The sequence below is a fragment of the Pseudomonas sp. CCOS 191 genome, from assembly GCF_001007005.1.
GTDB lineage: Bacteria > Pseudomonadota > Gammaproteobacteria > Pseudomonadales > Pseudomonadaceae > Aquipseudomonas > Aquipseudomonas soli.
On record NZ_LN847264.1, the window covers coordinates 1,433,615 to 1,459,019 of the forward strand.

Annotated in this window: 26 protein-coding genes; 13 read left to right on the forward strand and 13 right to left on the reverse strand. The window is 65.4% G+C overall.

Translation table 11 applies throughout. The features are described from left to right. Positions 1 to 40 precede the first annotated feature (40 nt). The 3 genes from CCOS191_RS06505 to CCOS191_RS06515 all read left to right on the forward strand — a co-directional run bounded on the left by CCOS191_RS06505 (position 41) and on the right by CCOS191_RS06515 (position 3,771). Positions 41 to 718, forward strand: a complete 678-nt coding sequence (locus tag CCOS191_RS06505) for a response regulator (protein WP_023632177.1) — start codon at positions 41 to 43, stop codon at positions 716 to 718. Continuing rightward, a complete protein-coding gene (locus CCOS191_RS06510; protein WP_046854518.1) occupies positions 715 to 2,055 on the forward strand; it encodes an ATP-binding protein in 1,341 nt (446 codons plus the stop codon). The genes CCOS191_RS06505 and CCOS191_RS06510 overlap by 4 nt, the downstream gene beginning before the upstream one ends. Before the next feature lie 393 nt (positions 2,056 to 2,448). Beyond that, positions 2,449 to 3,771 carry a dicarboxylate/amino acid:cation symporter gene (locus CCOS191_RS06515; RefSeq protein WP_023630780.1) on the forward strand — a complete coding sequence of 441 codons (1,323 nt, stop codon included), beginning with the start codon at positions 2,449 to 2,451 and terminating at the stop codon, positions 3,769 to 3,771. A 57-nt stretch (positions 3,772 to 3,828) separates the two neighbouring features. Here CCOS191_RS06515 and CCOS191_RS06520 read toward each other — a convergent pair whose 3' ends face one another. Both CCOS191_RS06520 and CCOS191_RS06525 read right to left on the reverse strand, forming a co-directional pair. Beyond that, the gene (locus tag CCOS191_RS06520; protein WP_046854519.1) at positions 3,829 to 4,323 is read right to left on the reverse strand and encodes a SprT family zinc-dependent metalloprotease; all 495 of its coding nucleotides are present in this window, start codon (positions 4,321 to 4,323) and stop codon (positions 3,829 to 3,831) included. Between the two features lie 140 nt (positions 4,324 to 4,463). Further along, positions 4,464 to 5,063: a Yip1 family protein gene (locus CCOS191_RS06525; RefSeq protein ID WP_023630778.1), complete on the reverse strand. Its 600-nt coding sequence runs from the start codon at positions 5,061 to 5,063 to the stop codon at positions 4,464 to 4,466. 263 nt (positions 5,064 to 5,326) lie between these two features. On the opposite strand from CCOS191_RS06525, the gene ttcA reads away from it, so the two are divergent. Together ttcA and CCOS191_RS06535 are read left to right on the forward strand one after the other, a co-directional pair. Further along, the gene (gene ttcA, locus CCOS191_RS06530) at positions 5,327 to 6,151 is read left to right on the forward strand and encodes a tRNA 2-thiocytidine(32) synthetase TtcA (RefSeq protein ID WP_023630777.1); all 825 of its coding nucleotides are present in this window, start codon (positions 5,327 to 5,329) and stop codon (positions 6,149 to 6,151) included. Between the two features lie 4 nt (positions 6,152 to 6,155). Further along, positions 6,156 to 6,827 (forward strand): DNA-3-methyladenine glycosylase I, encoded by a 672-nt coding sequence (locus CCOS191_RS06535; protein ID WP_023630776.1) that lies wholly within the window; start codon positions 6,156 to 6,158, stop codon positions 6,825 to 6,827. Positions 6,828 to 6,860: 33 nt separating this feature from the next. On the opposite strand, the gene CCOS191_RS06540 is transcribed toward CCOS191_RS06535, so the two are convergent. Genes CCOS191_RS06540 through arsC form a run of 3 tightly spaced genes read right to left on the reverse strand, consistent with a single transcriptional unit; the run spans position 6,861 to position 8,222 of the window. Continuing rightward, complete coding sequence (locus tag CCOS191_RS06540) at positions 6,861 to 7,274, reverse strand: DUF2069 domain-containing protein (RefSeq protein WP_046857701.1); 414 nt, start codon at positions 7,272 to 7,274, stop codon at positions 6,861 to 6,863. Then, complete coding sequence (gene wrbA / locus CCOS191_RS06545) at positions 7,267 to 7,872, reverse strand: NAD(P)H:quinone oxidoreductase (RefSeq protein WP_046854520.1); 606 nt, start codon at positions 7,870 to 7,872, stop codon at positions 7,267 to 7,269. Before wrbA ends, CCOS191_RS06540 begins: the two co-directional genes overlap by 8 nt. Continuing rightward, positions 7,869 to 8,222: an arsenate reductase (glutaredoxin) gene (arsC, locus tag CCOS191_RS06550; RefSeq protein ID WP_046854521.1), complete on the reverse strand. Its 354-nt coding sequence runs from the start codon at positions 8,220 to 8,222 to the stop codon at positions 7,869 to 7,871. The genes wrbA and arsC overlap by 4 nt, the downstream gene beginning before the upstream one ends. An 86-nt stretch (positions 8,223 to 8,308) precedes the next feature. Here arsC and CCOS191_RS06555 point away from each other — a divergent pair, with 86 nt between their 5' ends. Continuing rightward, positions 8,309 to 8,776 carry a peroxiredoxin family protein gene (locus CCOS191_RS06555; RefSeq protein WP_046854522.1) on the forward strand — a complete coding sequence of 156 codons (468 nt, stop codon included), beginning with the start codon at positions 8,309 to 8,311 and terminating at the stop codon, positions 8,774 to 8,776. 74 nt (positions 8,777 to 8,850) lie between these two features. On the opposite strand, the gene CCOS191_RS06560 is transcribed toward CCOS191_RS06555, so the two are convergent. From CCOS191_RS06560 to CCOS191_RS06575, 4 genes are all read right to left on the reverse strand, one after another. Then, positions 8,851 to 9,255: an META domain-containing protein gene (locus CCOS191_RS06560; protein WP_023632210.1), complete on the reverse strand. Its 405-nt coding sequence runs from the start codon at positions 9,253 to 9,255 to the stop codon at positions 8,851 to 8,853. Next, entirely contained in the window at positions 9,256 to 9,690 is a 435-nt protein-coding gene (locus tag CCOS191_RS06565) for a hypothetical protein (RefSeq protein ID WP_046854523.1), read from the reverse strand. Positions 9,691 to 9,721: 31 nt separating this feature from the next. After that, the gene (locus CCOS191_RS06570) at positions 9,722 to 10,711 is read right to left on the reverse strand and encodes a 2-hydroxyacid dehydrogenase (protein WP_046854524.1); all 990 of its coding nucleotides are present in this window, start codon (positions 10,709 to 10,711) and stop codon (positions 9,722 to 9,724) included. Positions 10,712 to 10,840: 129 nt separating this feature from the next. Beyond that, a complete protein-coding gene (locus CCOS191_RS06575) occupies positions 10,841 to 13,597 on the reverse strand; it encodes a response regulator (RefSeq protein WP_046854525.1) in 2,757 nt (918 codons plus the stop codon). Between the two features lie 196 nt (positions 13,598 to 13,793). On the opposite strand from CCOS191_RS06575, the gene CCOS191_RS06580 reads away from it, so the two are divergent. The 7 genes from CCOS191_RS06580 (at position 13,794) to CCOS191_RS06610 (ending at position 22,128) form a co-directional block, all read left to right on the forward strand. Then, complete coding sequence (locus tag CCOS191_RS06580) at positions 13,794 to 14,510, forward strand: response regulator transcription factor (protein WP_046854526.1); 717 nt, start codon at positions 13,794 to 13,796, stop codon at positions 14,508 to 14,510. Positions 14,511 to 14,513: 3 nt separating this feature from the next. Further along, on the forward strand, positions 14,514 to 15,914 hold the full coding sequence (locus CCOS191_RS06585; RefSeq protein ID WP_046854527.1) for a HAMP domain-containing sensor histidine kinase: 1,401 nt from the start codon (positions 14,514 to 14,516) through the stop codon (positions 15,912 to 15,914). 94 nt (positions 15,915 to 16,008) lie between these two features. Next, on the forward strand, positions 16,009 to 16,908 hold the full coding sequence (cysM, locus tag CCOS191_RS06590) for a cysteine synthase CysM (protein WP_046854528.1): 900 nt from the start codon (positions 16,009 to 16,011) through the stop codon (positions 16,906 to 16,908). Beyond that, positions 16,908 to 18,266, forward strand: a complete 1,359-nt coding sequence (gene rlmD, locus CCOS191_RS06595) for a 23S rRNA (uracil(1939)-C(5))-methyltransferase RlmD (protein WP_046854529.1) — start codon at positions 16,908 to 16,910, stop codon at positions 18,264 to 18,266. Before cysM ends, rlmD begins: the two co-directional genes overlap by 1 nt. A 99-nt stretch (positions 18,267 to 18,365) precedes the next feature. Then, on the forward strand, positions 18,366 to 20,606 hold the full coding sequence (gene relA / locus CCOS191_RS06600) for a GTP diphosphokinase (RefSeq protein ID WP_046854530.1): 2,241 nt from the start codon (positions 18,366 to 18,368) through the stop codon (positions 20,604 to 20,606). 122 nt (positions 20,607 to 20,728) lie between these two features. Next, positions 20,729 to 21,562, forward strand: coding sequence for a nucleoside triphosphate pyrophosphohydrolase (gene mazG, locus CCOS191_RS06605; protein WP_023630168.1), 834 nt, complete (start codon positions 20,729 to 20,731; stop codon positions 21,560 to 21,562). A gap of 26 nt (positions 21,563 to 21,588) precedes the next feature. Further along, a complete protein-coding gene (locus CCOS191_RS06610; protein ID WP_046854531.1) occupies positions 21,589 to 22,128 on the forward strand; it encodes a DUF2058 domain-containing protein in 540 nt (179 codons plus the stop codon). Between the two features lie 46 nt (positions 22,129 to 22,174). On the opposite strand, the gene CCOS191_RS06615 is transcribed toward CCOS191_RS06610, so the two are convergent. From CCOS191_RS06615 to purM, 4 genes are all read right to left on the reverse strand, one after another. Further along, positions 22,175 to 22,357, reverse strand: coding sequence for a hypothetical protein (locus tag CCOS191_RS06615; RefSeq protein ID WP_023630170.1), 183 nt, complete (start codon positions 22,355 to 22,357; stop codon positions 22,175 to 22,177). A gap of 282 nt (positions 22,358 to 22,639) precedes the next feature. Beyond that, a complete protein-coding gene (locus tag CCOS191_RS06620) occupies positions 22,640 to 23,350 on the reverse strand; it encodes a DUF3108 domain-containing protein (protein ID WP_023630171.1) in 711 nt (236 codons plus the stop codon). An 8-nt stretch (positions 23,351 to 23,358) separates the two neighbouring features. Then, positions 23,359 to 24,012, reverse strand: a complete 654-nt coding sequence (gene purN / locus CCOS191_RS06625; RefSeq protein WP_046854532.1) for a phosphoribosylglycinamide formyltransferase — start codon at positions 24,010 to 24,012, stop codon at positions 23,359 to 23,361. After that, positions 24,012 to 25,070, reverse strand: coding sequence for a phosphoribosylformylglycinamidine cyclo-ligase (purM, locus tag CCOS191_RS06630; RefSeq protein WP_046854533.1), 1,059 nt, complete (start codon positions 25,068 to 25,070; stop codon positions 24,012 to 24,014). Before purM ends, purN begins: the two co-directional genes overlap by 1 nt. Positions 25,071 to 25,405: the final 335 nt, after the last annotated feature.

Consider the following 25,405-nt stretch of genomic DNA (forward strand, 5'->3'; position numbering starts at 1 on the left):
TGAGGCCGGTACAGGCATTCGCTATTCAAAGGAGAACTGCATGAAATTGCTGGTGGTCGAGGACGAGGCGCTGCTGCGTCATCACCTGTTCACCCGCCTCGGCGAGGGCGGCCATGTGGTGCAGGCGGTGGCCAACGCCGAGGAAGCCTTGTACCAGGCCGAGCAGTACAACCATGACCTGGCGGTGATCGACCTGGGCCTGCCGGGCATGAGCGGGCTGGACCTGATCCGTCAGTTGCGCAACCTTGGCCAGACCTTCCCGATCCTGATCCTCACCGCCCGTGGCAACTGGCAGGACAAGGTCGAGGGCCTGGCCGCCGGCGCTGACGATTACGTGGTCAAGCCGTTCCAGTTCGAAGAGCTGGAGGCGCGCCTGAACGCCTTGCTGCGCCGCTCCAGCGGCTTCACCCAGTCGACCATCGCCGCCGGCCCGCTGGTGCTCGACCTCAACCGCAAGCAGGCCACCCTGGACGAGCAGCCGCTGGCGCTGACCGCCTACGAATACCGCATCCTCGAGTACCTCATGCGTCATCACCAGCAGGTGGTGGCCAAGGACCGGCTGATGGAACAGCTGTACCCGGACGACGAGGAGCGCGACCCGAATGTCATCGAGGTGCTGGTCGGCCGCCTGCGCCGCAAGCTCGAGGGCGACAACGGCTTCAAGCCGATCGATACCGTGCGTGGCCTGGGCTACCTGTTCACCGAGCGCTGCCGATGATCCGCTCGCTGCGGGTGCGCCTGATGCTGGCGGCGGCGTTGCTGGCGCTGCTGTTCATGCTGGCGCTGCTGCCGGCGTTGCAGAAGGCCTTCAGCCTGGCGTTGCAGGAGTCCATCGAGCAACGCCTGGCCTCGGACGTGACCACGCTGATTTCCGCTGCGCGCATCGAGCATGGCCAGCTGCAGATGCCGGCGCTGCTGCCGGACGAACGCTTCAACCTGCCGTATACAGGCCTGCTCGGCTACATCTTCGACCGCCAGGGCAAGCTGGTGTGGCAGTCGCGGGCCACGCGCAACCGCAACATCAACTACCACCCGCGCTATGACGGGCGTGGCAACGAATTCGCGCGTATTCACCAGGACGACGGCGAGGAGTTCTTCGTCTATGACGTCGAGGTCAAGCTGCTTGGCGGCAAGAGCGCGGCGTTCAGCATCGTCGCCCTGCAACCGGTCCGCGAATACCAGGACACCCTCAATGGCCTGCGCGAGAAACTCTACTTCGGCTTCGGCGCGGCGCTGCTGGCGCTGATGGTGCTGCTGTGGGCCGGCCTGACCTGGGGCCTGCGCTCGCTGCGCCGGCTTAGCTCCGAGCTGGATGACGTGGAGAGCGGCGCGCGGGATGGGCTCAGCCGTGAACATCCACGCGAGCTGCTGCGCCTGACCGGCTCGCTCAACCGCCTGCTGCGCAGCGAGCGCGAGCAGCGCCAGCGCTACCGCGACTCGCTCGACGACCTGGCCCATAGCCTGAAGACCCCGCTGGCGGTGCTGCAGGGCGTGGGCGAGAGCATGGAGCAGGGCGACCGCGAGCAGGCGCGGGTGCTGCAAAGCCAGATCGAGCGCATGAGCCAGCAGATCGACTACCAATTGCAACGCGCCAGCCTGCGCAAGAGTGGCCTGGTGAAGCACCAGGTCGAGCTCAAGCCGTTGCTCGACAGCCTGTGCAGCACCTTGGCCAAGGTCTATCGCGACAAACGCGTCGAGGTCGGTTTCGATCTCCCGGCCGATGCGCGGGTGCCGATGGAGCAGGGGGCCTTGCTCGAGCTGCTCGGCAACCTGCTGGAGAACGCCTACCGGTTGTGCCTGGGGCAGGTGCGGGTCAGCCTGCGCGAAGCGCCGGGGCAACTGGAGCTGTGGATCGAGGACGACGGCCCGGGCGTGCCGCCTGACCAGCGTGAGCGCATTCTCGAGCGCGGCGAGCGGCTGGACCGCCAGCACCCCGGGCAGGGGATCGGCCTGGCGGTGGTCAAGGACATCATCGACAGCTATGACGCCGAGTTGAGCCTGGGCGACTCCGAATTGGGCGGGGCTGCGTTCCGCATCGCTTTCCGGCTCGATTGAAATCGCGCAAGACTTGTAGGAGCGGCTTTAGCCGCGATCACCGGCACAGCCGGTGCCATGCACCGCGTCGCTGACTTCGCGGCTAAAGCCGCTCCTACAGGATGCGCGCTGGGCGGAAATCCGCCAACCAGCCCTGTACGATTTCCGCCATCGGGCGGAAATCCGCCATTTCCTACCGGCTATTACGCCCCGTCCCAGGGCATTCACACCCTGTAATCATTGGCTGTGCACCTCGAGCGGGCACTTTGGCATCGCCCTTGCTATTCACCTGGCAGAGGCCTGCCCAGGCGCTCGAACACAACGACAAATCCCTCCGGGTACAGGAGGGTTCGCGATTCAGGTGCCCCGACATCCTGGGAAGGATGCGCCGGCCCACTTGAGGAAAAACTAGCCATGACGACTCGTCAGCCGCTGTACAAATCGCTGTATGTCCAGGTGATCGTCGCGATCACCATCGGTATCCTGCTCGGCCACTACTACCCAGAAACCGGCGTAGCCCTCAAACCCTTGGGTGACGGCTTCGTCAAGCTGATCAAGATGGTCATCGCGCCGATCATCTTCTGCACCGTGGTCAGCGGCATCGCGGGCATGCAAAGCATGAAGTCGGTCGGCAAGACCGGCGGTTACGCGCTGCTGTACTTCGAGATCGTCTCAACCATCGCCCTGATCATCGGCCTGGTGGTAGTCAACGTGGTGCAGCCGGGCGCCGGCATGCACGTCGACGTCAGCACCCTCAACGCCAGCAGCGTGGCTGCCTATGCCGCCGCCGGCGCGCAGCAGACCACCGTCGGCTTCCTGCTCAATGTCATCCCCAACACCGTGGTCGGCGCCTTCGCCAACGGCGACATCCTGCAAGTGCTGATGTTCTCGGTGCTGTTCGGCTTCGCCTTGCACCGCCTGGGCAGCTACGGCAAGCCGGTGCTGGACCTGATCGACCGCTTCGCCCATGTCATGTTCAACATCATCAACATGATCATGAAGCTGGCCCCGATCGGCGCCTTCGGTGCCATGGCCTTCACCATCGGCCAGTACGGCGTGGGTTCGCTGGTGCAACTGGGCTACCTGATGGCCTGCTTCTACATCACTTGCCTGCTGTTCGTCCTGGTGGTGCTGGGCGGTATCTGCCGCGCCCATGGTTTCAGCGTCATCAAGCTGATCCGCTACATCCGTGAAGAGCTGCTGATCGTACTGGGCACCTCGTCCTCGGAGTCGGCCCTGCCGCGCATGCTGGCCAAGATGGAGCGCCTGGGCGCGAAGAAATCGGTGGTTGGCCTGGTGATCCCGACCGGCTACTCGTTCAACCTGGACGGTACCTCGATCTACCTGACCATGGCCGCGGTGTTCATCGCCCAGGCCACCGACACCACCATGGACATCACCCACCAGATCACCCTGCTGCTGGTGCTGCTGGTGGCCTCCAAGGGTGCCGCGGGCGTCACAGGTTCCGGCTTCATCGTCCTGGCCGCCACCCTGTCGGCCGTCGGCCACCTGCCGGTTGCCGGCCTGGCGCTGATCCTGGGTATCGACCGCTTCATGTCCGAAGCCCGCGCCCTGACCAACCTGATCGGCAACGCCGTGGCCACCGTGGTCGTGGCCAAGTGGGTCAAGGAGCTGGACACCGACACCCTGCAGGCCGAACTGGCGTCTGGCGGCTCGCCGCTGATCGACACCCGTCCGACCGACGACCTGGGCGTGGCCGAAGGCCCGGCGCGTTGAGCGTGAGTTGAAATGCGAAAAGGCGATCCTCGGGTCGCCTTTTTCATGCGTTGACGATTATTCGACCCGTGTTTCGCCGCTGTACACCAGGATCTCCCGGCAGCGCCGGCACAGGTAGCGCCGCCCCTGGCGCACCAGCTTGTGGCGTTGGGCGGTGAACGGGAAATCGCTTTCCGGGCACGGGCAACGGTAGATGTAGCGTGTCGCCACGCGCCGCTGCACTTCGTAGTTGTGGCAGCGGTTCGGCGGCAGCTCGTACACCCCGCGCATGATCAACTGCCACTCCTCGCCATGGGCCTGGATGCGCTCGCCGAACAGCTGGTGGGCGATCAGGTGGGCGACCTCGTGGGCCACGGTCTGGCGCAGGAAGTCTTCGGCGTTCTCGCGGTACAGTTGCAGGTTGAAGCGCAGCAGGTTCTCGTGCAGGTGGGCGACGCCGGCCTTCTGTCCGCGCAGCTTGAAGCTGACCTGCGGGCGCGGGAAGGGGCGTTTGAAGAAGGTTTCGGCTTGCTGGTAACAGGTTTCGACGCGTTGTCTGAGCAGCTCGGGCATGGCGGGGTAGTTCTCCTGACCGGGCATTATGCCGCAGGCAACGGGCGGCTGCCGAGCCGCCGGTCAGGCACACGAAGCGAGGCCGCCTTGCGGCGGCCTCGGTGATGCCCCAGTGTTGGTTGGATCTGGTTGGTATGCGTTCAGTTGGTATAGACGGGCCCCACGCCCAGTCCCCAGATGATCACGGTCGCGGCCATGATCGCCACCAGAACCACGAGGCCCACCGCCAGCACCGAGCTGGAGAACAGGAAGCCTTCATCCGACGGTATGTTCATGAAGGTCGGCAAGCCGACATACAGCAGGTACACGGTGTAGCAGATCGCCGCCGTGCCGATCAGCATGCCCAGCCACAGGTGCGGGTACAGCGCCGCAAGGCCGCCGATGAACAGCGGGGTGGCGGTGTAGGTGGCAAAGGCGATGCACTGCGCCATACTCGGGTTGGCGTCGTAGGTGCGCGCCATCCAGTGGATGAAGGCGCCCATCACCGCCACGCCTGCGAGCATCGCCAGGTAGGACATGATGCTCATCCACAATGCGCTTTCCATGGTCAGCATCACGGCTGGCCGCTCGCCGATCACCCAGCCGACCTGGGTGGTGCCGATGAACGCCGACACGGCGGGGATCGCCGCCAGGATCAGCGTGTGTGTCAGGTACATGTGGCTGATGCTTTCATCCTCGCCACGAATCTCCCGCCACTCCTGGTCGGGGTGGGTGAACAGCCCAACAACGTGATGAATCATACGGGTCACTCCTATCGTCGTTGCCAAACGCCCCCCGGATGGAGCGCCTATGGCCCGAGGCCAGGACACCAGGTGCTGCGCCAATGTGGCCTTATGTCGCAGTATAGGAAGCGGATTCCCGCACAAAACCGGCTTTTTAGAGCAAATCGCGCTGTCAGGACGGTTGTTGATTCCCTTGAAGTCTTTATCGGATTCACCTACTGCGTCGCCCGGTTTGTGCGTAAAATAGCCGGCTTTTGTCACACCTCGCGGATCCAAGCGCTATGGGCACCCTCTCGGTCAACCAGAACAAACTGCAAAAACGCCTGCGTCGCCTCGCCGGCGAAGCCATCACCGACTTCAACATGATCGAGGATGGCGACAAGGTCATGGTCTGCCTGTCCGGCGGCAAGGACAGCTACACCATGCTCGACGTTCTGTTGCACCTGCAGAAGGTGGCGCCGATCAAGTTCGAGATCGTCGCGGTGAACATGGACCAGAAGCAGCCGGGCTTCCCCGAGCACGTGCTGCCGGCCTACCTCAAGGAACTGGGCGTCGAGTACCACATCGTCGAGAAGGACACCTACTCGGTGGTCAAGGAGCTGGTGCCCGAGGGCAAGACTACCTGCTCGCTGTGCTCGCGCCTGCGCCGCGGCACCCTGTACACCTTCGCCGACGAGATCGGCGCGACCAAGATGGCCCTGGGGCACCACCGCGACGACATCGTCGAGACCTTCTTCCTCAACATGTTCTTCAACGGCGCGCTCAAGGGCATGCCGCCGAAGCTGCGCGCCGATGACGGGCGCAACGTGGTGATCCGCCCGCTGGCCTACTGCAGCGAGAAGGACATCCAGGCCTACTCGGACATGAAGGAATTCCCGATCATCCCGTGCAACCTGTGCGGCTCGCAGGAAAACCTGCAGCGCCAGGTGGTCAAGGACATGCTGGTGGAGTGGGAGCGCAAGCACCCTGGCCGTACCGAGAGCATCTTCCGCGCCCTGCAGAACGTCGCGCCGTCGCAATTGGCCGACCGCAACCTGTTCGACTTCACCAGCCTGAAGATCGACGAGAGCGCCACCCCGCGCTTCCTCGACGTGCTGAACATCTGACCTTATGCGCGACTACCAGTGGTTGCATGAGTACTGCCTGAACCGTTTCGGTTCGGCCCAGGCGCTGGAAGCCTTCCTGCCGCAGCCGCGCACACCCGCACAGCTGCGCGACATCACCGACGACCGCTACCTGTCGACCCTGGCCCTGCGCGTGTTCCGCGCCGGGCTCAAGCACAGCCTGGTGGATGCCAAGTGGCCGGCGTTCGAGCAGGTGTTCTTTGGCTTCGACCCGGAGAAAGTGGTGCTGATGGGCGCCGAGCACCTGGAGCGGTTGATGCAGGACGAGCGCATCATCCGCCACCTGGGCAAGCTCAAGAGCGTGCCGCGCAATGCGCAGATGATCCTCGACGTGGCGAAGGAGAAGGGCAGTTTCGGCGCGTTCATCGCCGACTGGCCCGAGACCGATATCGTCGGGCTGTGGAAGTACCTGGCCAAGCATGGCAACCAGCTGGGCGGACTATCGGCTCCGCGTTTCCTGCGCATGGTCGGCAAGGACACCTTCATCCCCACCGACGACATGGCCGCCGCGTTGATCGCCCAGAAGATCATCGACAAGCCGCCGACCAGCCTGCGTGACCTGGCACTCGTGCAGCAGGCGTTCAATCAGTGGCACGCCGAAAGCGGGCGGCCGCTGTGCCAGTTGTCGGTGATGTTGGCGCATACCGTCAACCATTGAGATCGCCGGGGCCGCAACGCGGCCCCGATACGTTCAGGCACCTTCGCCGGCCAGGCGTCGATCCTGCTGGAACTTCCAGCGCACGAACAGCAAGCCACTGACGAACAGCCCCAGGCTCACCAGCACTTCGACCCAGCCGAACAGCGCTCGGGCGGGGTCGAAGGCGGCCAGCACGCCCTTGATGAAGTAGATATTGACCACGAAGCAGGTCCAGGCATGCGCCCGGGCGCTGCCCATCAGCATACCCGGCAGAAGCAGCAGCAGGGGGATCAGCTCGATGGCCAGGATCACCTCGACCCGCGCCCCGTGCAGATTGGCGAACCACAGGTTGTTCACCAGCAGCAGGGCGATCAGGCCGAAGAAGCAGGCCAGGCTCAGGGCGCGGGTCAGCCGTACGCGTGGGGCGAGCCACTCCAGTGGCGGCAGCACCTTGGGTTTTCTAGCCACGCTGGCCACCCAGGGCCTTGGCGGTATTGGCCAGGCGTTGGCCGAGGGCGCGGCACAGGGTGATCTCGTGCTGGTCCAACTCGCGCTTGCCATCGGCGCCGGCATGGTGGCTGGCGCCGTACGGGGTGCCGCCGCCGCGGGTATCGAGCAGCGCCGACTCGCTGTAGGGCAGGCCGGTGACCAGCATGCCGTGGTGCATCAGCGGCAGCAGCATCGACAGCAGGGTGGTTTCCTGGCCGCCGTGCAGGCTGGCGGTGGAAGTGAACACCGCCGCCGGCTTGCCCACCAGTTCGCCGCCCAGCCACAGGCTGCTGGTACCGTCGAGGAAGTACTTGAGCGGCGCGGCCATGTTGCCGAAGCGGGTCGGGCTGCCCATGGCCAGGCCCGCGCAGTGGCGCAGGTCGTCGAGGGTGGCGTACAGCGCGCCGCTGGCCGGGATGTCCGGGGCCACGGCTTCGCACTCGGTGGAGATCGCCGGCACCGTGCGCAGGCGCGCCTCCAGGCCGGCCATCTCGACGCCGCGGGCAATGTGCCGGGCCATCTCGCTGGTCGAGCCGTGGCGGCTGTAGTACAGCACCAGGATGTAGGGTTCGCTCACGGCAGGATCTCCAGGACCTTCTCGGGTGGGCGACCGATCACGGCCTTGTCACCGGCTACCAGGATCGGGCGCTCGATCAGCTTGGGATGCTCGACCATCGCCTTGATCAGCTGAGCGTCGCTCAGGGCGGGGTTGGCCAGGTCGAGTGCCTTGTATTCGTCTTCGCCGGTGCGCAGCAGTTGGCGCGCGCCGATGCCCAGCTTGGCAAGCAGCTGTTCGAGAGTGGCGGCGTCCGGCGGGGTCTCGAGATAGCGCACGATGGTCGGTGCGAGGCCGCGTGCCTCGAGCAGTTCCAGGGCGCCGCGGGATTTCGAGCAGCGCGGGTTATGATAGAGGGTCAGATCGGTCATGACGGGTCGCATCCAGCTGGGTGTGGCGGCTATTCTAACCGCAGCGACCGACTTCAATGCTTGAAAACTTCGAGAAGGATTGACCCATGGCAAGGCGTTTGGCAGCTGCACTGGCCATCACCGCGAGCCTGCTGCTCGGCGGCTGCGGTGCGGACTACGGCGTGGACCAGCACGGCAATACGGTGAAGGCCGAACAGGTCGAGGGGCACTGGCTGGTGCTCAATTACTGGGCCGAATGGTGCGGCCCGTGCCGTACCGAAATCCCCGAGCTCAATGCTGCGGCGAAGCAGTGGGATGCCCAGGGCATCAAGGTGCTGGGGGTGAACTTCGATGGCTTGCAGGGCGCCGACCTCAAGGCCGCCGCCGAGACCCTCGGCATCGGCTTCACCGTGCTCGCGCAAGACCCGGCCGAGCGCTATGAGCTGCCGCGCAGCGAGGCGCTGCCGGTGACCTATATCATCGATGACAAGGGCAAGGTGCGTGAGCAACTGCTGGGCGAGCAGACCCTCGAGGGTTTGCAGGCGAAGATCAAGGCGTTGAAAGGCGGCGCCTGAACCCTGCATCGCGGGGCAAGTCGCATCGGCGCACCGTCGCTCCCACGTAGGAGCGGGCTTGCCCCGCGATGGTTTCAGCCTTCCTCAGGCCAGAACCGCAGCGGCTTGCCCTCGGCCGGCCAGAAGCGGATCTGCTCGATTGGCGACACGTCCCAGCGCTGCACCGTCTCCAGCGCCTGCAGGAAGCGTTTCTCCTGGTCCATCAGCGCTGGCGCGCACAGCTTGCGGGTCTTGCCGACCTTGCCGAAGCTTAAGTGCTCGCCGTCCAGCGTATAGGGCGCGAACCAGTGGTTGCAGCCGGCATTGCCATAGGCACGGCCATCGCTGGCCAGGGTCAGGGTCAGGTGGCTGTAGTCGATCAGCGGGCGTTCACCGATCCACTCCAGCAGGTAGCTTTGCTCCTGCTGCAGCTTCGAAGGTTGCGACGCGCAGCCCATCAGGCCGGTGGCGATCAGCACGCCGGTCAGCAGCTGTTTCACTCAGGCGCGCTCCTGGCACTGCGGGCACAGGTGCTTGTCGCCCTGGCTGGCCCAGCCCAGCTCCTGGACGCGGGCGGTGGCTGCCGGGGCGTGGCCCTTCTTGCCGAGCTTGGCTTCGACGGCGAACTCGAAGTCCAGCACTGCGTCGCAGCCGTCGCACTTGACCTGCCACTCGTGGATTTCCAGTTCGTTGAATACTGGCCCCTGGGCCACGGCCACCCACTGCCCGGTGGGGTTGATCAGGTGGCGCACGCTGTCCACGGTCAGGCGCATGGACAGGGTTTTGCTGCCTTTGAGCGAAACCAGCAGCGCGTCGCCTTTCTGGATCGAGCCGCCGTTGCCGGTGACCTGGTAGCGGCCCGGTACCAGCGCGCGGCACTCGATCAAGGTGTGTTGCGGGTTGAAAAGGGTGTAGCGGAAATCGTGTTCGACCATGGGTCCTCCAAAAGTGCCGCGTATCCTAGCATCAACCGTTTACAAGATTCTGTGGATTGCCTGCCGCCCAGCGGGAGATGTTGTCCAGGGTGGTGGCCGCGATGGCATCCAGGGCCTCGCGGGTAAGGAACGCCTGGTGCGCGGTGACGATCACGTTGGGGAAGGTCAGCAGCCGTGCCAGCACGTCGTCCTGCAGCGGCAAGTCGGAGCGGTCCTCGAAGAACAGCTGCGCCTCCTCTTCATAGACATCCAGCCCCAGGTAGCCGAGCTGGCCACTTTTGAGCGCGTCGATCAGTGCCGGGGTGTCGACCAGCGCGCCGCGGCCGGTGTTGATCAGCATGGCGCCGGGCTGTAGCTGGGCCAGGCTCTGGGCGTTGATCAGGTGGCGGGTGTGCTCGGTGAGCGGGCAGTGCAGGCTGATGATGCGTGCCTGGCGCAGCAGCTCGGGCAGCTCCAGGTAGCGGGCGCCGAGGGCGACCAGCTCAGGGTTGGGGTAGGGGTCGTAGGCCAGCAGCTGGCAGCCGAAACCAGCCATGATACGGGCGAAGGCCGCGCCGATCTGGCCGGTGCCGACCACGCCGACGGTCTTGCCGTGCAGGTCGAAGCCGGTCAGGCCGTGCAGGGTGAAATCACCTTCGCGGGTACGGTTGTAGGCCCGGTGCAGGCGGCGGTTGAGGGCCAGGATCAGGGCCACGGCATGTTCGGCGACGGCGTGCGGCGAATAGGCCGGGACGCGTACCACGCTGAGCCCGAGGCGCTGCGCGGCAGCTAGGTCGACGTGGTTGTAGCCGGCCGAGCGCAGGGCGATCAGGCGCGTGCCGCCGGCGGCCAGGCGCTGCAGGACCTGGGCGTTGAGCTCGTCGTTGATGAAGGCGCAGACCACTTCGAAGCCCTGGGCGAGGGCGGCGGTGTCCAGGGTCAGGCGGGCGGACTGGTAGTGCAGCTCCAGGGCGCTCGCGCTGGCGGCGCGGGTGAAGCTTTCCTGGTCGTAGTGCTGGCTGCTGAACAACAGGGCGCGCATGGGGAGCTTCCTTCTGTGAGTCGGCAACAGTCTAGGCCGTCAGGGAGATCGGGTATTGATCTGTGACGGCCCTGTCGCGGGGCAAGTCGCACCGCCGCTCCCACGACGCTTGCAAAGCCTGTGGGGGATTCAGGCGCTTTCGCGCGCCTGCTCGGCCAGTCGGCTGATGGCCTGGTCCAGTTCGTCCAGGGCCTGCAACGCCTGGGGGCTGTCCTGCTTGAGCAAGGTCTCGCTGCGCTGGCAGGCCGCGCGCAACTGCGGTACGCCGCAATAACGCGAGGCGCCGTTGAGCCGGTGCACCCGCTCGATCATGGCGTTGCGGTCGGCAGCGTCGCGGGCGGCCTGGATGGCTTCGCGGTCGGACTCCAGCGAGGCCAGGAGCATGGCCAGCATATCCGCCGCCAGGTCCGGCTTGCCGGCGGCCAGGCGCAGCCCTTCCTCCGGGTCGAGCACCTTCAGCTCGCTGCTGTCGGGCAGGCGCTCACTGGGCCGTTCCTGTGGCGGTGATCCCAGGCTCAGGCCGGTCCATTTCATCACCACCTGGGCCAACTGGCGCTCGCTGATTGGTTTGGTCAGGTAGTCGTCCATGCCGCTGTGCAGCAGGGCGCGCTTTTCGTTGGCCATGGCGTGCGCGGTGAGGGCCACGATGGGCAGGGGCGGGCCGCTCTGGCTGGCTTCCCACTGGCGGATCTGTTCGGTGCAGGCACGGCCATCCATGCCGGGCATCTGCACATCCATCAGCACCAGGTCGAAGGGCTCGTCCTGCACGGCCTGCACCGCGGCATAGCCACTGTTCACCGCCAGCACCTCGGCGCCCATCCCTTCGAGCAGGGTCTGCACCAGCAGCAGGTTGGCCGGGTTGTCGTCGACGCAGAGGAGCTTGGGCATGCGCTGGCCGCCGTTGCTGCGTTGCTCGCACACCGGCCGACGCGGCTGCACCAGCTCCAGCAGCAGGCGACGCAGCTTGCGTGTGCAGGTGGGCTTGGCCAGCAACTGGCCGTGGGCGTTGGGCAGGAAAGGGTGGTAGAGCGGCTGCTCGGTGGTGGGGCACAGCACCACGCACTGGCAACCCAGGCGCTCGAGCTGTTGGTGGTACTGCCCCAGTTGTTCCGGCGCCAGGCTGCCGAGGTTGACCCCGAGCACGGCGAACTCGAACGGCTGCCCGGCCTGGCTTGCCGCCTGCACGCCGTGCAGCAGCTGGTCGCAGGAAGCGAACACGGTGACCGCCAGGCCGCAGTCCTCGAGCTGGTGCTCCAACGCCTGGCGGGCCAGGTCGTGCCCGTCGACGATGGCCACGCTACGGCCGACCAGGGCCTGGGCGGGTTGCTCCTCGGTGTCGTCGTGGGCCTTGGGCAGGTTGAGGCTGATCCAGAACTGCGAGCCTTCGCCCGGCGTGCTGTCGACGCCGATCTCGCCGCCCATCTGTTCGATCAGGCGTTTGGAGATCACCAGGCCCAGGCCGGTACCGCCGGGCTGGCGTGACAGCGAGTTGTCCGCCTGGCTGAAGGCCTGGAACAGGGTGCGCACATCCTGTGGCGACAGGCCGATGCCGGTGTCCTGCACGCTGATGCGCAGTTGCACGCTGTCTTCCTGCTCGTCCTCGAGCATGGCGCGCACGACGATGGTGCCTTCGCGGGTGAACTTGATGGCATTGCTCACCAGGTTGGTGAGGATCTGCTTGAGCCGCAACGGGTCGCCCACCAGCGACAGCGGGGTGTCGCGGTAGACCAGGCTGAGCAGCTCCAGCTGCTTGGCGTGGGCGGCCGGGGCAAGGATGGTCAGGGTGTCCTGGATCAGGTCGCGCAGGTTGAGCGGGATGCTGTCGAGCACCAGCTTGCCGGCCTCGATCTTGGAGAAGTCGAGGATCTCGTTGATGATCCCCAGCAGGTTGTCGGCGGATTTCTCGATGGTGCCGAGGTAGTCGAGCTGACGCGGGCTGAGCTCGCTTTTTTGCAACAGGTGGGTGAAGCCGAGGATGCCGTTGAGCGGGGTGCGGATCTCGTGGCTCATGTTGGCGAGGAACTCGGACTTGATGCGGCTGGCCTCCAGGGCCTCCTTGCGCGCCATGTCCAGCTCGATGTTCTGGATCTCGATGGTTTCCAGGTTCTGGCGCACATCCTCGGTGGCCTGGTCGATGCTGTGCTGCAGCTCTTCGTGGGCGCTGTGCAGGGTCTCGGCCATGCGGTTGATGCCGGCGGCCAGTTCGTCGAGCTCGTGGCTGCCCATGGCTGGCAGGCGCTCGTCGAGGTGGCCGTCCTTGAGCTGGTTGACCGCGTGCTTGATGTGGTTGATCGGGTCGTTGATGGTGCGGCTCATGCGCAGGGCGAGCAGCGCGGTCAGGCTCAGGCAGGCGAGGATCAGCAGCAGGCTGGTGAACAGGTTGCGGTAGCCGCGCAGCAGGGTGCCGTCGTGGGACAGCTCGATCTCCACCCAGCCGAGCAGGCGCTCGGCTTCGGCGGGTACGGCGTCGGTGGCCAGGTCGCGGTGATGGCCGAACACCGGCATCAGGTAACGGGTGGCATCGTTGCCGGTGCGCTGCAGCAGCTGCGTGCCGGTACCGCCGCTGGGCGGCTGGTTGAGCATGCTGGGGCCGGCGTGGGCCAGGCGCGTGCGGTCGGCGGCGAGGAACGCCACGGCGCGCACGTCGACCTGCTCCAGGGCCTGGGCCGCGATGCGCTCCAGCTGCGCCGGGGACTGGCGGGCCAGGGCCGGCGCCGCCAGGGGCGCCAACTGCTCGGCGATCATCTTGCCGCGTTGCAGCAGCTGCGTGCGCAGGTCGCTCTGTTGCAACCAGGTGAAGTAACTGCCCAGCACCAGGGCCATCAGGCTGGCGGGGAGCAAGGCCAGCAGCAGGACGCGGCTGCGGATTCCCAAACGGTCGAGCACACCTGTCTCCTGTCATGTGCCTTGAAAAGCGCTGTTCGCGCATCAGCGGGAACGTTACTCCGCACCGCAGGCATTTGTAAGGCTTTTGTTTGCCAAGTGAGGCTGGCTGTTCGATGGCGCGTCAGTCGGGCGACGGTTGCCTTGCCGGGCGTGCTTGCCCAATAATCACGCAACTGAGAATCGATGGCAGTTGCCAATGCATCCCGAAGCTATTCATGCCACCAACATCCTGGCCATCGAGGACGACCCCGTGCTCGGTGCCTACCTGCACGAAGAGCTGCGCCGCGGCGGCTTCCAGGTGACCTGGTGCCGCAGTGGCCTGGAGGGGCTGGAGGCTGCGGGGCGACAAGTCTTCGACCTGGTCCTGCTGGACATCCTGCTGCCCGGCCTCAATGGCCTGGACGCCCTGGCCAGCCTGCGCCGGCGCAGCGCCACGCCGGTCATCCTGATGTCCGCGCTGGGGGCCGAGGCTGACCGTATCAGCGGCTTTGAACGCGGCGCGGACGATTACCTGCCAAAGCCTTTCAGTTTCGCCGAGCTGCGGGTACGCATCGAGGCGATCCTGCGTCGGGTGGCCTTCGAGCGCCGGGCGCTGGCACCGCGCGAGGTAGCGGCGGGGCAGTTGCGCTTCGATGAGCAGGCGACCGATGTCTGCCTCGCCGGCCAGTGGGCCGGGCTGACGCCCAGCGAGTACCGCCTGCTCGACACCCTGCATCGCAGCCAGGACGAGGTGCTGAGCAAGCCGTTCCTTTACCAGCAGGTGTTGCAGCGGGGCTACTCGCGGCATGACCGCAGCCTGGACATGCACGTCAGCCAGATCCGCCGCAAGCTCAAGGTCATTGGCTATCACGAGCGGCAGGTCCGCACCGTCTGGGGCAAGGGCTATGTGTTCGGCGTGGGCGAGGCCGACTGAACCGTGCTCGATCGCCATTCGCTGTTCTGGAAACTGACCGTCCTGCTGGTGGGCTTCTGCCTGCTGATGATCGGCCTCAGCTACAGCTGGGGTCGCCATATGGAGACCCAGGACGCCTTCCTTTCCGAACCTGCGCGTCAAGTGCTGCGGGGTTACGCGGCCGAGGCGGAGCAGGCCTGGCGCAGCGGCGGCGCTGAGGGTGTCGACGCCTGGCTGGCCGAGATGCGTGGGCGCGAGCAAGGCTGGGTGGGGGTGCTCGATGGCGACCTGCAGCCGTTGGGCAGCGCCGACCTCACCGCCGGGCAGGCCCAGCGTCTGACCCGCCTGCGCGGCGTCGACTGGCCGATGAGCCGGCGCAGTATCGGCCAGCCCTGGTTGCGCCTGCCGTTCCCCGGCGCGCCGGAGCAGGGCATGCTGGTGATCGAGCTGCCGGAGCGCTTCAACCCGGGCCAGTACCGGTTGTTCTGGCGCATCGTCACCAACGGCATCATTCCTGGGCTATTTACCCTGCTGCTGTGCGTCGGCCTGTACCGCATGCTGATCGTGCCGCTCAATCAATTGCGTGAACAGGCCAACGCCTGGCGCGCCGACCAGCTGGCGGCGCGCCTGGATTCGCGCACCACACGGCGCAAGGACGAGCTGGGCGAACTGGCCAGGGCCTTCGACCAGATGGCCGAGCGCCTGCAGGGCACCGTGGCCTTGCAGCAGCAGTTGCTGCGCGACCTGTCCCACGAAATGCGCACGCCGCTCAGCCGCCTGCGCGTGGCCTGCGACGGCGAAACCGACCTGCAGCGCCTGCGCGAACGCCTGCACCGTGAGGTGGATGGCATGCAACAGCTGGTCGAGGACACTTTGCAACTGGCCTGGCAGGACGCCGAGCGCGCCCCGGTGAATCTGGAGCCGATCCAGGTGCCGGCGCTGTGGGACCTGCTCAGCGAAAATGCCTGTTACGAAAGCGGCTGGGCACCTGGGCGGTTGCACTGTGCGTTGCCGGCCGACTGCTGGGTGCGGGGCAGCCTCAACGACCTTGCCCAGGCACTGGAGAACATGCTGCGCAACGCCATCCGTCACTCGCCCGAGGCGGGTGTGGTGCGCCTGGGCGGCTGGCGTGAAGGCGGGTATTGGCGTATCGACCTGGAGGACGATGGCGGTGGCGTGGCCGAGGAAGACCTCGAGCGGATCTTCGCGCCGTTTTCCCGGTTGGACGGGGCGCGGCCCGGGGACGGTGGCTTCGGCTTGGGCTTGAGCATTGCCCGCAATGCGATCCGCCGCCAGGGTGGGCTGGTGTGGGCGGTCAATGGCGAGCGTGGCCTGCGCCTGTGCATGCGCCTGCCTGCCCATGAAGCGGGGCCATCGGTTGGTCCGGCGCGGGCAAGCCCGCTGCCAGGGAGCAACTGCTTATAGCTACCCGCTATAACCACCGACAATTGCGTGATATGGCCGCGCCGGGTTTGCCGGTATGATAGGCGCCCCTGCCGTCCGGATTGCGAAAACGCCCATGACCCTGCAGTACCCAACCATCGCCGACTGCGTCGGCCATACGCCGCTGGTTCGCCTGCAGCGCATCGCCGGGAACACCAGCAATACCTTGCTGCTCAAGCTCGAAGGCAACAACCCGGCAGGTTCGGTCAAGGACCGCCCGGCGTTGTCGATGATCACCCGTGCCGAACTGCGTGGCCAGATCAAGCCCGGCGACACCCTCATCGAAGCCACCTCCGGCAATACCGGCATCGCCCTGGCCATGGCCGCGGCGATCAAGGGCTACAAGATGATCCTGATCATGCCGGACAACTCCACCGCCGAACGCAAGGCGGCCATGACCGCCTATGGCGCCGAGTTGATCCTGGTGACCAAGGAAGAGGGCATGGAAGGGGCCCGCGATCTCGCGGAAAAACTGCAGGCCGAAGGCCGTGGGCTGGTGCTTGACCAGTTCGCCAACGGCGACAACCCGATCGCGCACTACAACAGCACGGGCCCGGAGATCTGGCAGCAGACCCAGGGTACGATCACCCACTTCGTCAGCTCCATGGGCACGACCGGCACCATCATGGGCTGTTCGCAGTACCTCAAGGAGCAGAACCCGGCGGTGCAGATCATTGGCCTGCAGCCGATGGAAGGCTCGGCCATTCCGGGCATTCGCCGTTGGCCCCACGAGTACCTGCCGAAGATATTCGACGCCACCCGGGTCGACCGCGTGGTCGACATGTCCCAGCAGGAGGCCGAGGAAACCACCCGTCGCCTGGCCCGCGAAGAGGGCATTTTCTGTGGCGTATCCTCCGGCGGGGCGGTGGCGGCGATGCTGCGCCTGTCCCGTGAAGTCGAGAACGCGGTGATGGTCGCCATCATCTGCGACCGCGGCGACCGTTACCTTTCCACCGGCCTGTTCGATCCGACCTGATGTCCAGAAAGAAAAGCAACACCGGCCTGCGCTTCCAGCCGGCCGGCGGCAACCGTGCCGCACAAGTGCCGGTGGGCAAGAAGCAGCGCCTGCTGATCGAGCGCGTGGCCGGTGACGGCCGTGGCATCGCCTTCAGCGAGGGCCGTACCTGGTTCGTCAGCGGCGCGCTGGGCGGCGAAGACGTCGAGGCGCGGGTGCTTGCCGCACGCGGCAAAGTGGTCGAGGCGCGCCTGGAGCGGGTGTTCCAGGCCAGCGCCGAGCGCCGCGAAGCGCCCTGCCGTCACTACGCCCGCTGTGGCGGCTGCAACCTCCAGCACCTGCCCCATGACGGCCAGCTGGCGCTCAAGCAGCGCCTGCTCGCCGAGCAGTTGCAGCGGGTGGCCGGCGTGCAGCCCGAAGAGTGGGCTGTTCCCTTGTGCGGACCGGAATTCGGCTACCGCCGCCGGGCGCGGGTAGCGGTACGCTGGGACACCAAGACGCATCAGCTGGAGGTCGGTTTCCGCGCCGAGGCCAGCCAGGACATCGTTGCCGTCGACGACTGCGCGGTGCTGGTACAGCCCTTGCAGGCGATCATGCGCCACCTGCCGACCGTGTTGCGCAGCTTGAGCAAGCCGCAGGCGCTGGGGCATGTGGAACTGTTCAGCGGTACCGCCGAGGCGGTGTTGGTGCGGCATGTGGCGCCATTGCCAAGTGAAGACCTGGCGCGGCTCGAGGCATTCTGCCGCGAGGCCGGCGCCCAGTTGTGGCTGCAAGGCGAGGGCGAGCCGGCACCGGTGCAGGCCACGGCGCAACTGGGCTTTGCCCTGGAGCCCTGGGGCTTGGAGCTGGCCTGGCGACCGGGCGACTTCGTTCAGGTCAATGCCCAGGTCAATACCTTGATGATCCAGCAGGCTTTGGCCTGGCTGGCGCCCCAGGCGCATGAGCGGGTCCTGGACCTGTTCTGCGGCCTGGGCAACTTTGCCTTGCCCCTGGCGCGCCAGGCCCGCGAGGTGGTGGCGGTGGAAGGCGTGCAGGCGATGGTCAGCCGTGCCGAGGCCAATGCCCACGCCAACAATGTGCATAACGCACGGTTTTTTCAGGCCGATTTATCGCAGCCTTTGGCGGGCGCCGGATGGGCTGCCGAGGGCTTTTCTGCGGTACTCTTGGATCCACCGCGCGACGGGGCTTTCGAGGTGGTGCAGGGCATCGCCCGGCTGGGTGCGAAACGGCTGGTCTACGTATCGTGCAACCCGGCCACGCTGGCGCGTGACGCGCAAGTGCTGGTCGGGCAGGGGTACCGGTTAAAAAGGGCCGGGATTCTCGACATGTTTCCTCAGACGGCGCATGTCGAGGCCATGGCGTTATTCGAAGCGGGCTAGCCGGGCTGGCCCTCTTGGTGCGGCCTTCAGGGAGTGAGGGGCGCACAGGTGATAGCCAGTGCACCCGCGTGGTGCGCTGTATGGAAAGGTAAAGCAAAGATGGTACAGGTGAGAGTGCACCAGCCGGTCAACAACGACGGCAGTATCAATCTCGAAGCATGGCTCGATCATGTGGTGAGCGTCGATTCGCAACTCGATCGCCCGGGGTTGAAAGAGGCCTGCGAGTTTGCCCATGAGGTCGAGAAGAAAGGCAATCCGGCCAAGCATTCCTGGGCCGATGGCACGTCCAGTTTCCAGGCAGGGCTCGAGATCGCCGAAATCCTCGCCGACCTCAAGCTCGACCAGGATTCCCTGGTGGCGGCGGTCATCTATCGTTCGGTGCGCGAAGGCAAGGTGACCTTGGCCGAGGTCGGCCAGCGCTTCGGGCCGGTGGTGTCCAAGCTGATCGACGGCGTGCTGCGCATGGCGGCCATCAGTGCCAGCCTCAGCCCGCGCCAGTCGCTGGTGCTCGGCTCCCAGGCGCAGGTCGAGAACCTGCGCAAGATGCTCGTGGCGATGGTCGACGACGTGCGCGTGGCGCTGATCAAGCTGGCCGAACGCACCTGCGCCATCCGGGCGGTGAAATCCGCCGATGACGAGAAACGCCTGCGCGTGGCCCGCGAGGTGTTCGACATCTATGCGCCGCTGGCGCACCGTCTGGGTATCGGCCATATCAAGTGGGAACTCGAGGACCTGTCGTTCCGCTACCTCGAGCCCGACCAGTACAAGCAGATCGCCAAGTTGCTGCACGAACGCCGGCTGGATCGCGAGCGTTTCATCAGCGATGTGATGAACCAGTTGCAGAACGAGCTGCTGGCCACCGGCGTCAACGCCGATATCAGTGGCCGGGCGAAACACATCTATTCGATCTGGCGCAAGATGCAGCGCAAGGGCCTGGAGTTCAGCCAGATCTACGACGTGCGCGCGGTGCGCGTGCTGGTGCCGGAAGTGCGTGACTGCTACACCGCGCTGGGCATCGTCCATACCCTGTGGCGGCACATTCCGAAAGAGTTCGACGATTACATCGCCAACCCCAAGGAAAACGGCTATCGCTCCCTGCACACCGCGGTGATCGGCCCCGAGGGCAAGGTGCTCGAGGTGCAGATCCGCACCCATGGCATGCACGAGGAAGCCGAGCTGGGCGTCTGCGCCCACTGGCGCTACAAGGGCACCGACGTCAAGCCCAGCTCGAACCACTACGAAGAGAAGATCTCCTGGTTGCGCCAGGTGCTGGAGTGGCACGAGGAACTGGGCGATATCGGCGGCCTGGCCGAACAGCTGCGCGTCGATATCGAGCCGGATCGCGTCTACGTGTTCACCCCCGACGGCCACGCCATCGACCTGCCCAAGGGCTCGACGCCGCTGGACTTCGCTTACCGGGTGCACACCGAGATCGGCCACAACTGTCGCGGTGCCAAGATCAACGGTCGCATCGTGCCGCTGAACTACAGCCTGCAGACCGGCGAGCAGGTGGAGATCATCACCAGCAAGCACGGCAGCCCGAGCCGCGACTGGCTGAACTCCAACCTGGGCTATGTCACTACCTCGCGGGCCCGGGCCAAGATCGTCCATTGGTTCAAGCTGCAGGCCCGTGACCAGAACGTCGCCGCCGGCAAGACCCTGCTCGAACGCGAGCTGTCGCGTCTGGGCCTGCCGCAGGTGGACTTCGAGCGCCTGGCCGAGAAGGCCAATGTCAAGACTGCCGAGGACATGTTCGCCGCCCTCGGTGCCGGCGACCTGCGCCTGGCGCATATGGTCAACGCCGCCCAGCAGTTGCTCGAACCCGAGCGCCTGGAGCCGGTCGAGCTGATCCCGCGCCAGGCGCGGGGCATCCGTTCCGGCAAGCGCAACGACATCCAGATCCAGGGCGTCGGCAACCTGCTCACGCAGATGGCCGGCTGCTGCCAGCCGCTGCCGGGTGATGCCATCGTCGGCTACATCACCCAGGGTCGTGGCGTGAGCATTCACCGCCAGGACTGCGCCTCGGTGCTGCAGTTGGCGGGCAAGGAGCCGGAGCGCATGATCCAGGTCAGCTGGGGGCCGATCCCGGTGCAGACCTACCCGGTCGACATCATCATCCGTGCCTACGACCGCCCGGGTTTGCTGCGCGACGTTTCGCAGGTGCTGCTCAACGAGAAGATCAACGTGCTGGCGGTCAACACCCGCTCGAACAAGGAAGACAACACCGCCTTGATGTCGCTGACCATCGAGATCCCTGGCCTGGACGCCTTGGGGCGCTTGCTCGGCAGGATCTCGCAGTTGCCCAACATCATCGAGACGCGGCGTAACCGTACCCCTTGAGACAGAACGGGGCCGCTGTGCGGCCCATCGCTGGCAAGCCAGCTCCCACAGGTACGGCATAACCCTGTGGGAGCCGGCTTGCCGGCGATCGAGGGCAAGGCTCTCGCTGAGGAAAGATATTCATGACCTACACCCTCGACGACCTGCTGCACCTGATGGCCCGCCTGCGTGACCCGCAATACGGTTGCCCCTGGGACCTCAAGCAGGACTACGCCAGCATCGTCCCGCACACGATCGAAGAGGCCTACGAAGTGGCCGACACCATCGAGCGCGGCGACTTCGAGCACCTGCAGGGCGAGCTGGGCGACCTGCTGTTCCAGGTGGTCTACTACAGCCAGCTGGCACGGGAAGAAGGGCGTTTCGAGTTCGACGGCGTGGTCGATGCGATCACCCGCAAGCTGATCCGCCGCCACCCCCATGTATTCCCCACCGGCGAGCTCTATGCGCCACTGGACACCCCCATGCTGGACGAGGCCCAGGTCAAGTCGCGCTGGGAAGAGATCAAGGCCGAGGAGCGCGCCGAGAAGAGCGAGCCTGAACAGCTCTCGCTGCTCGACGACGTGCCGGCGGCCTTGCCTGCGCTGTCACGGGCGGCCAAGCTGCAGAAGCGCGCCGCCACGGTCGGCTTCGACTGGCCGGACGCGCTGCCGGTGCTGGACAAGGTCCGTGAAGAGCTCGACGAAGTGCTGCAGGCCATGGCCGATGGCGACAGCGATGCGCTGGAGGATGAGCTGGGCGACCTGCTGTTCGCCACCGTCAACCTGGCCCGCCACCTGCGCCACGACCCGGAAAACGCCCTGCGCCGCGCCAATCGCAAGTTCGAGCGGCGCTTCCGATTCATCGAACAGGCATTGCGCGAGCAGGGCCTGAACATCCAAGATCGTACCCTCGACGAGCTGGACGCCCTGTGGGGCGAGGCCAAGCGTCAGGAAAAGAACCTGCCCAGCTGCGGCTGAGCTGATGCATAAGTGAGTGAACTTCCATGAGCCTTTCCCTTCGCGACCAATTGCTCAAAGCCGGTCTGGTCAACCAGAAACAGGTTTCTCAGACCAACAAGGCCGAGAAAAAACAGAAACGCCTGGAGCACAAAGGCCAGGTCGAGGTGGACGACAGCCAGCAGCGCCTGGCCAAGGAAGCCCAGGCCGAGAAGGCCCGAAAAGACCAGGAGCTGAACCGCCAGGTCCAGGAGAAAGCCGAGCAGAAGGCCCGTGCCGCGCAGATCAAGCAGTTGATCGAGGCGACCCGCCTGCCCAAGCTGAATACCGAGGACTACTACAACTTCGTCGATGACAAGAAGGTCAAGCGCATCGCCGTCAACGCCCTGATGCGCAGCAAGCTGAGCAACGGCGCGCTGGCGGTCGTCGCCCATGGCGGTGGCTACGAAGTGATTCCACGCGAGGCGGCGGTGAAGATCCAGGAGCGTGACCCCAATCGCATCCTGCTGCTCAACACCCATGTCGAGGAGGCGGACGAGGACGACCCGTACGCCGCCTACAAGATCCCTGACGATCTGATGTGGTAAGCATGAAAAACCCCGCCTAGGCGGGGTTTTTCGTTTGAAGAGGGTGTTATTGCGACGGTCGCTGGTTCTCTAGGTATTCCAGCTCCATGCGGTACTGCTGGGCCTGGTGCTCATCATGGAACATGCCGACCAATTGGCCCTGTTGATGCACATCCCAGATCCGCACACCAGCGGCCAGGCCTTCGTGGGACATTTTCGATTCGTCGCGTTCGGTTACTTGGACTGTCATCGTTAAACTCCACTGCTTCAGTTGGCTGCGACAGCGTGTCGCACACCCTCTTTATAGAGTTTGTTAGCAGGCTAAGTAAATAAAACAGCGATGAAACAAGTTTCATGAAGCATGAATACGCTGGCGCGCACCTTGTAGGAGCGGCTTTAGCCGCGATGCAGGCGCCACAGGGGCACCTGCTTTGCTGGTGATCGCGGCTGAAGCCGCTCCTACAGCTGGCAGTGTTGGCCTGAAAAAGAAGCCCCGCACAAGGCGGGGCTTCGGGTATCACAGGCAGCACTATCAGTTGCCTTTGACTGCCTTGCCGTCCACCGTGCCATCCTGCAGCACGATCACGTATTCCTTGCCATCGGTCTCGACCTGGCGCAGTTGCACCAGCAGGTAGTCCCAGTCCTTGGCGAACCACAGCTCGGTGATGCGCTTGCTCTGGCTAGGGTCGCGCACGCGCTCGACCTTGACCGCATCGACCTGGCCGGTCTTGGTGGCCACTTTCTCGGTGCCCAGCACGCGGAAGTCGTAGGTGTCGATCTCGTCACCGTCGACCACCTGGTAGGTCATGCTTTTCTTGCCAGCGGCCACGTCATGCTGCAGCGCCAGTTGATAGGACGACTTGTCCAGCACGCCGCGGTTGAGCGGCAGGCTGATCGCGTCGCCACGGTCGCTGCCGGTCACCTTCTTGCCGGTCCAGTCGAAGGTAAGGTCGACCTTCTTCGCCTTGCCCAGGCCGCCGCGTTCGAAGTGGTACTTCTGCGGCAGCAGGGTGTCGTTGTCGAGCTTGAGGGTGCTTTGCTCGGTCAGGCTGGCGATCATCATGGAGGCCTTGAAATTAAGGTCCCACGTACCGTTGGCGTTCTTCACCAGGCTGCGCTCGGCAGTGCCGCTCATGGGCAGCTGCTTCCAGTCAGCCGTGTAGCTGGCCGCGAAAGGCTTCAGATCAGCTGCCTGGAGGGGCAGGGCGAGCACGGCGAGAGCCAAGAGCAGGGCGCGACGCATAAATTCTCCTAGGATCGAATCAAGTGACCGCTGGCCGCCAGCGGCTGGCCATCCAGTAATGCACCGTGCTCGCCCAGACGCAAGCGTCCTTCGGCGAACCAGCGCACCGCCAGCGGGTAGATCTGGTGTTCCTGCAGGTGCACGCGCTGGGCGAGCGTCTGCTCGGTGTCGTCCGTTGCAACCGGCACCACAGCCTGTACGACCAAAGGCCCGCCATCGAGTTCCTCGGTGACGAAGTGCACGCTGCAGCCGTGCTCGGCATCGCCAGCCTCCAGCGCACGCTGGTGGGTGTGCAGCCCTTTATACTTGGGCAACAGTGACGGATGTATGTTGAGCAGGCGGCCTTGATAGTGGCGCACGAAGCCGCCACTCAAGATGCGCATGAAACCGGCCAGCACCACCAGGTCGGGTGCGAAGCCGTCGATCAGTGCCATCAGCGCCGCATCGAAAGCTTCGCGACCGTCGAAGCCGGTGTGCGCGAGCACCGCGGTGTCGATACCGGCTGCCTTGGCGCGTTCCAGGCCGTAGGCATCGGCGCGGTTGGAAATCACCGCGCGGATGCGTACCGGGCTGTCACTGGCGCTGTTGCTGTCGATCAGCGCTTGCAGGTTGCTGCCGGAGCCCGACAGCAGTACCACGACGTTGCAGGTCTTGCCCGGCATCAGTGTGCCTTGAGGTTCTTGAGCTCGACCTGGGCGGCGCCTTCGGCGGCCTCGGCGATCTGGCCGATGACCCACGGCTGCTCGCCAGCGGCACGCAGCACGTTCAGGGCGTTGTCGACCTGGTCCTGGGCCACGCAGATGACCATGCCCACGCCGCAGTTCAGCACGCGGTGCATTTCATGTTCGTCGACGTTGCCTTTTTCCTGCAGGAAGTCGAACACCACCGGGCGCTGCCAGCTGGCCACGTCGACCACGGCCTGGGCGCCTTTTGGCAGCACACGCGGGATGTTGTCCAGCAGGCCGCCGCCGGTGATGTGGGCCATGGCCTTGACCGCGCCGGTCTGTTTGATCAGCTGCAGCAGGGGCTTGACGTAGATGCGGGTCGGCGCCATCAGCAGGTCGGCCAGCGGCTTGCCGTCGAGCTGGGTGTTGTCGATGTCGGTGCCGGACACTTCGAGGATCTTGCGGATCAGCGAGTAGCCGTTGGAGTGCGGGCCGGAGGATGGCAGGGCGAGCAGGGCGTCGCCGGTGACCACTTTCGAGCCGTCGATGATCTCGGCCTTTTCCACCACGCCGACGCAGAAGCCGGCCAGGTCGTAGTCTTCGCCTTCGTACATGCCTGGCATTTCGGCGGTTTCACCACCGACCAGCGAGCAGCCGGCCAGTTCGCAACCGGCGCCGATGCCGGTGACCACGGTGGCGGCCACGTCGACGTTGAGCTTGCCGGTGGCGTAGTAGTCGAGGAAGAACAGCGGCTCGGCGCCGCACACCACCAGGTCGTTGACGCACATGGCGACCAGGTCCTGGCCGATGCTGTCGTGCTTGTTCAGGTTCAGCGCCAGGCGCAGTTTGGTGCCGACGCCGTCGGTGCCGGAGACCAGCACCGGCTGCTTGTAGCCGGCCGGGATCTCGCAGAGGGCGCCGAAGCCGCCCAGGCCACCCATGACTTCAGGGCGTGCGGTGCGCTTGGCGACGCCCTTGATGCGTTCGACCAGTGCTTCGCCGGCGTCGATGTCTACACCGGCGTCTTTGTAGCTCAGGGAGGGTTGCTTGCTCATTGATCCAGGCCTTTAGGAGGGAGGGATTCAGAAAAACGACCGGGACGGCCAAGGCCACTTTCAGAAACGGCGGCTGCCTGTACGTCACTGGTCTGCGAAGGCGCGCGATTTTATCAGGGTTGCCCCAAGGCGGCCATCCTCAGGCCGACGGGCAGGCGGGAAATCTGGGCAAAAAACGCTGTTTCACCCTGTGCGACTGGTTGCCGCGTCGGCGCCTGTATAAGGTATAGGCATGGCGACGTGCGCAAAGGCGCGGCACGGCGGAGCATTTTCCGGCGTGGCGCGGTCACAGCCCACAGGCAAGGGCGCGTCGCCCCAAGGTCATCTGGACAGGA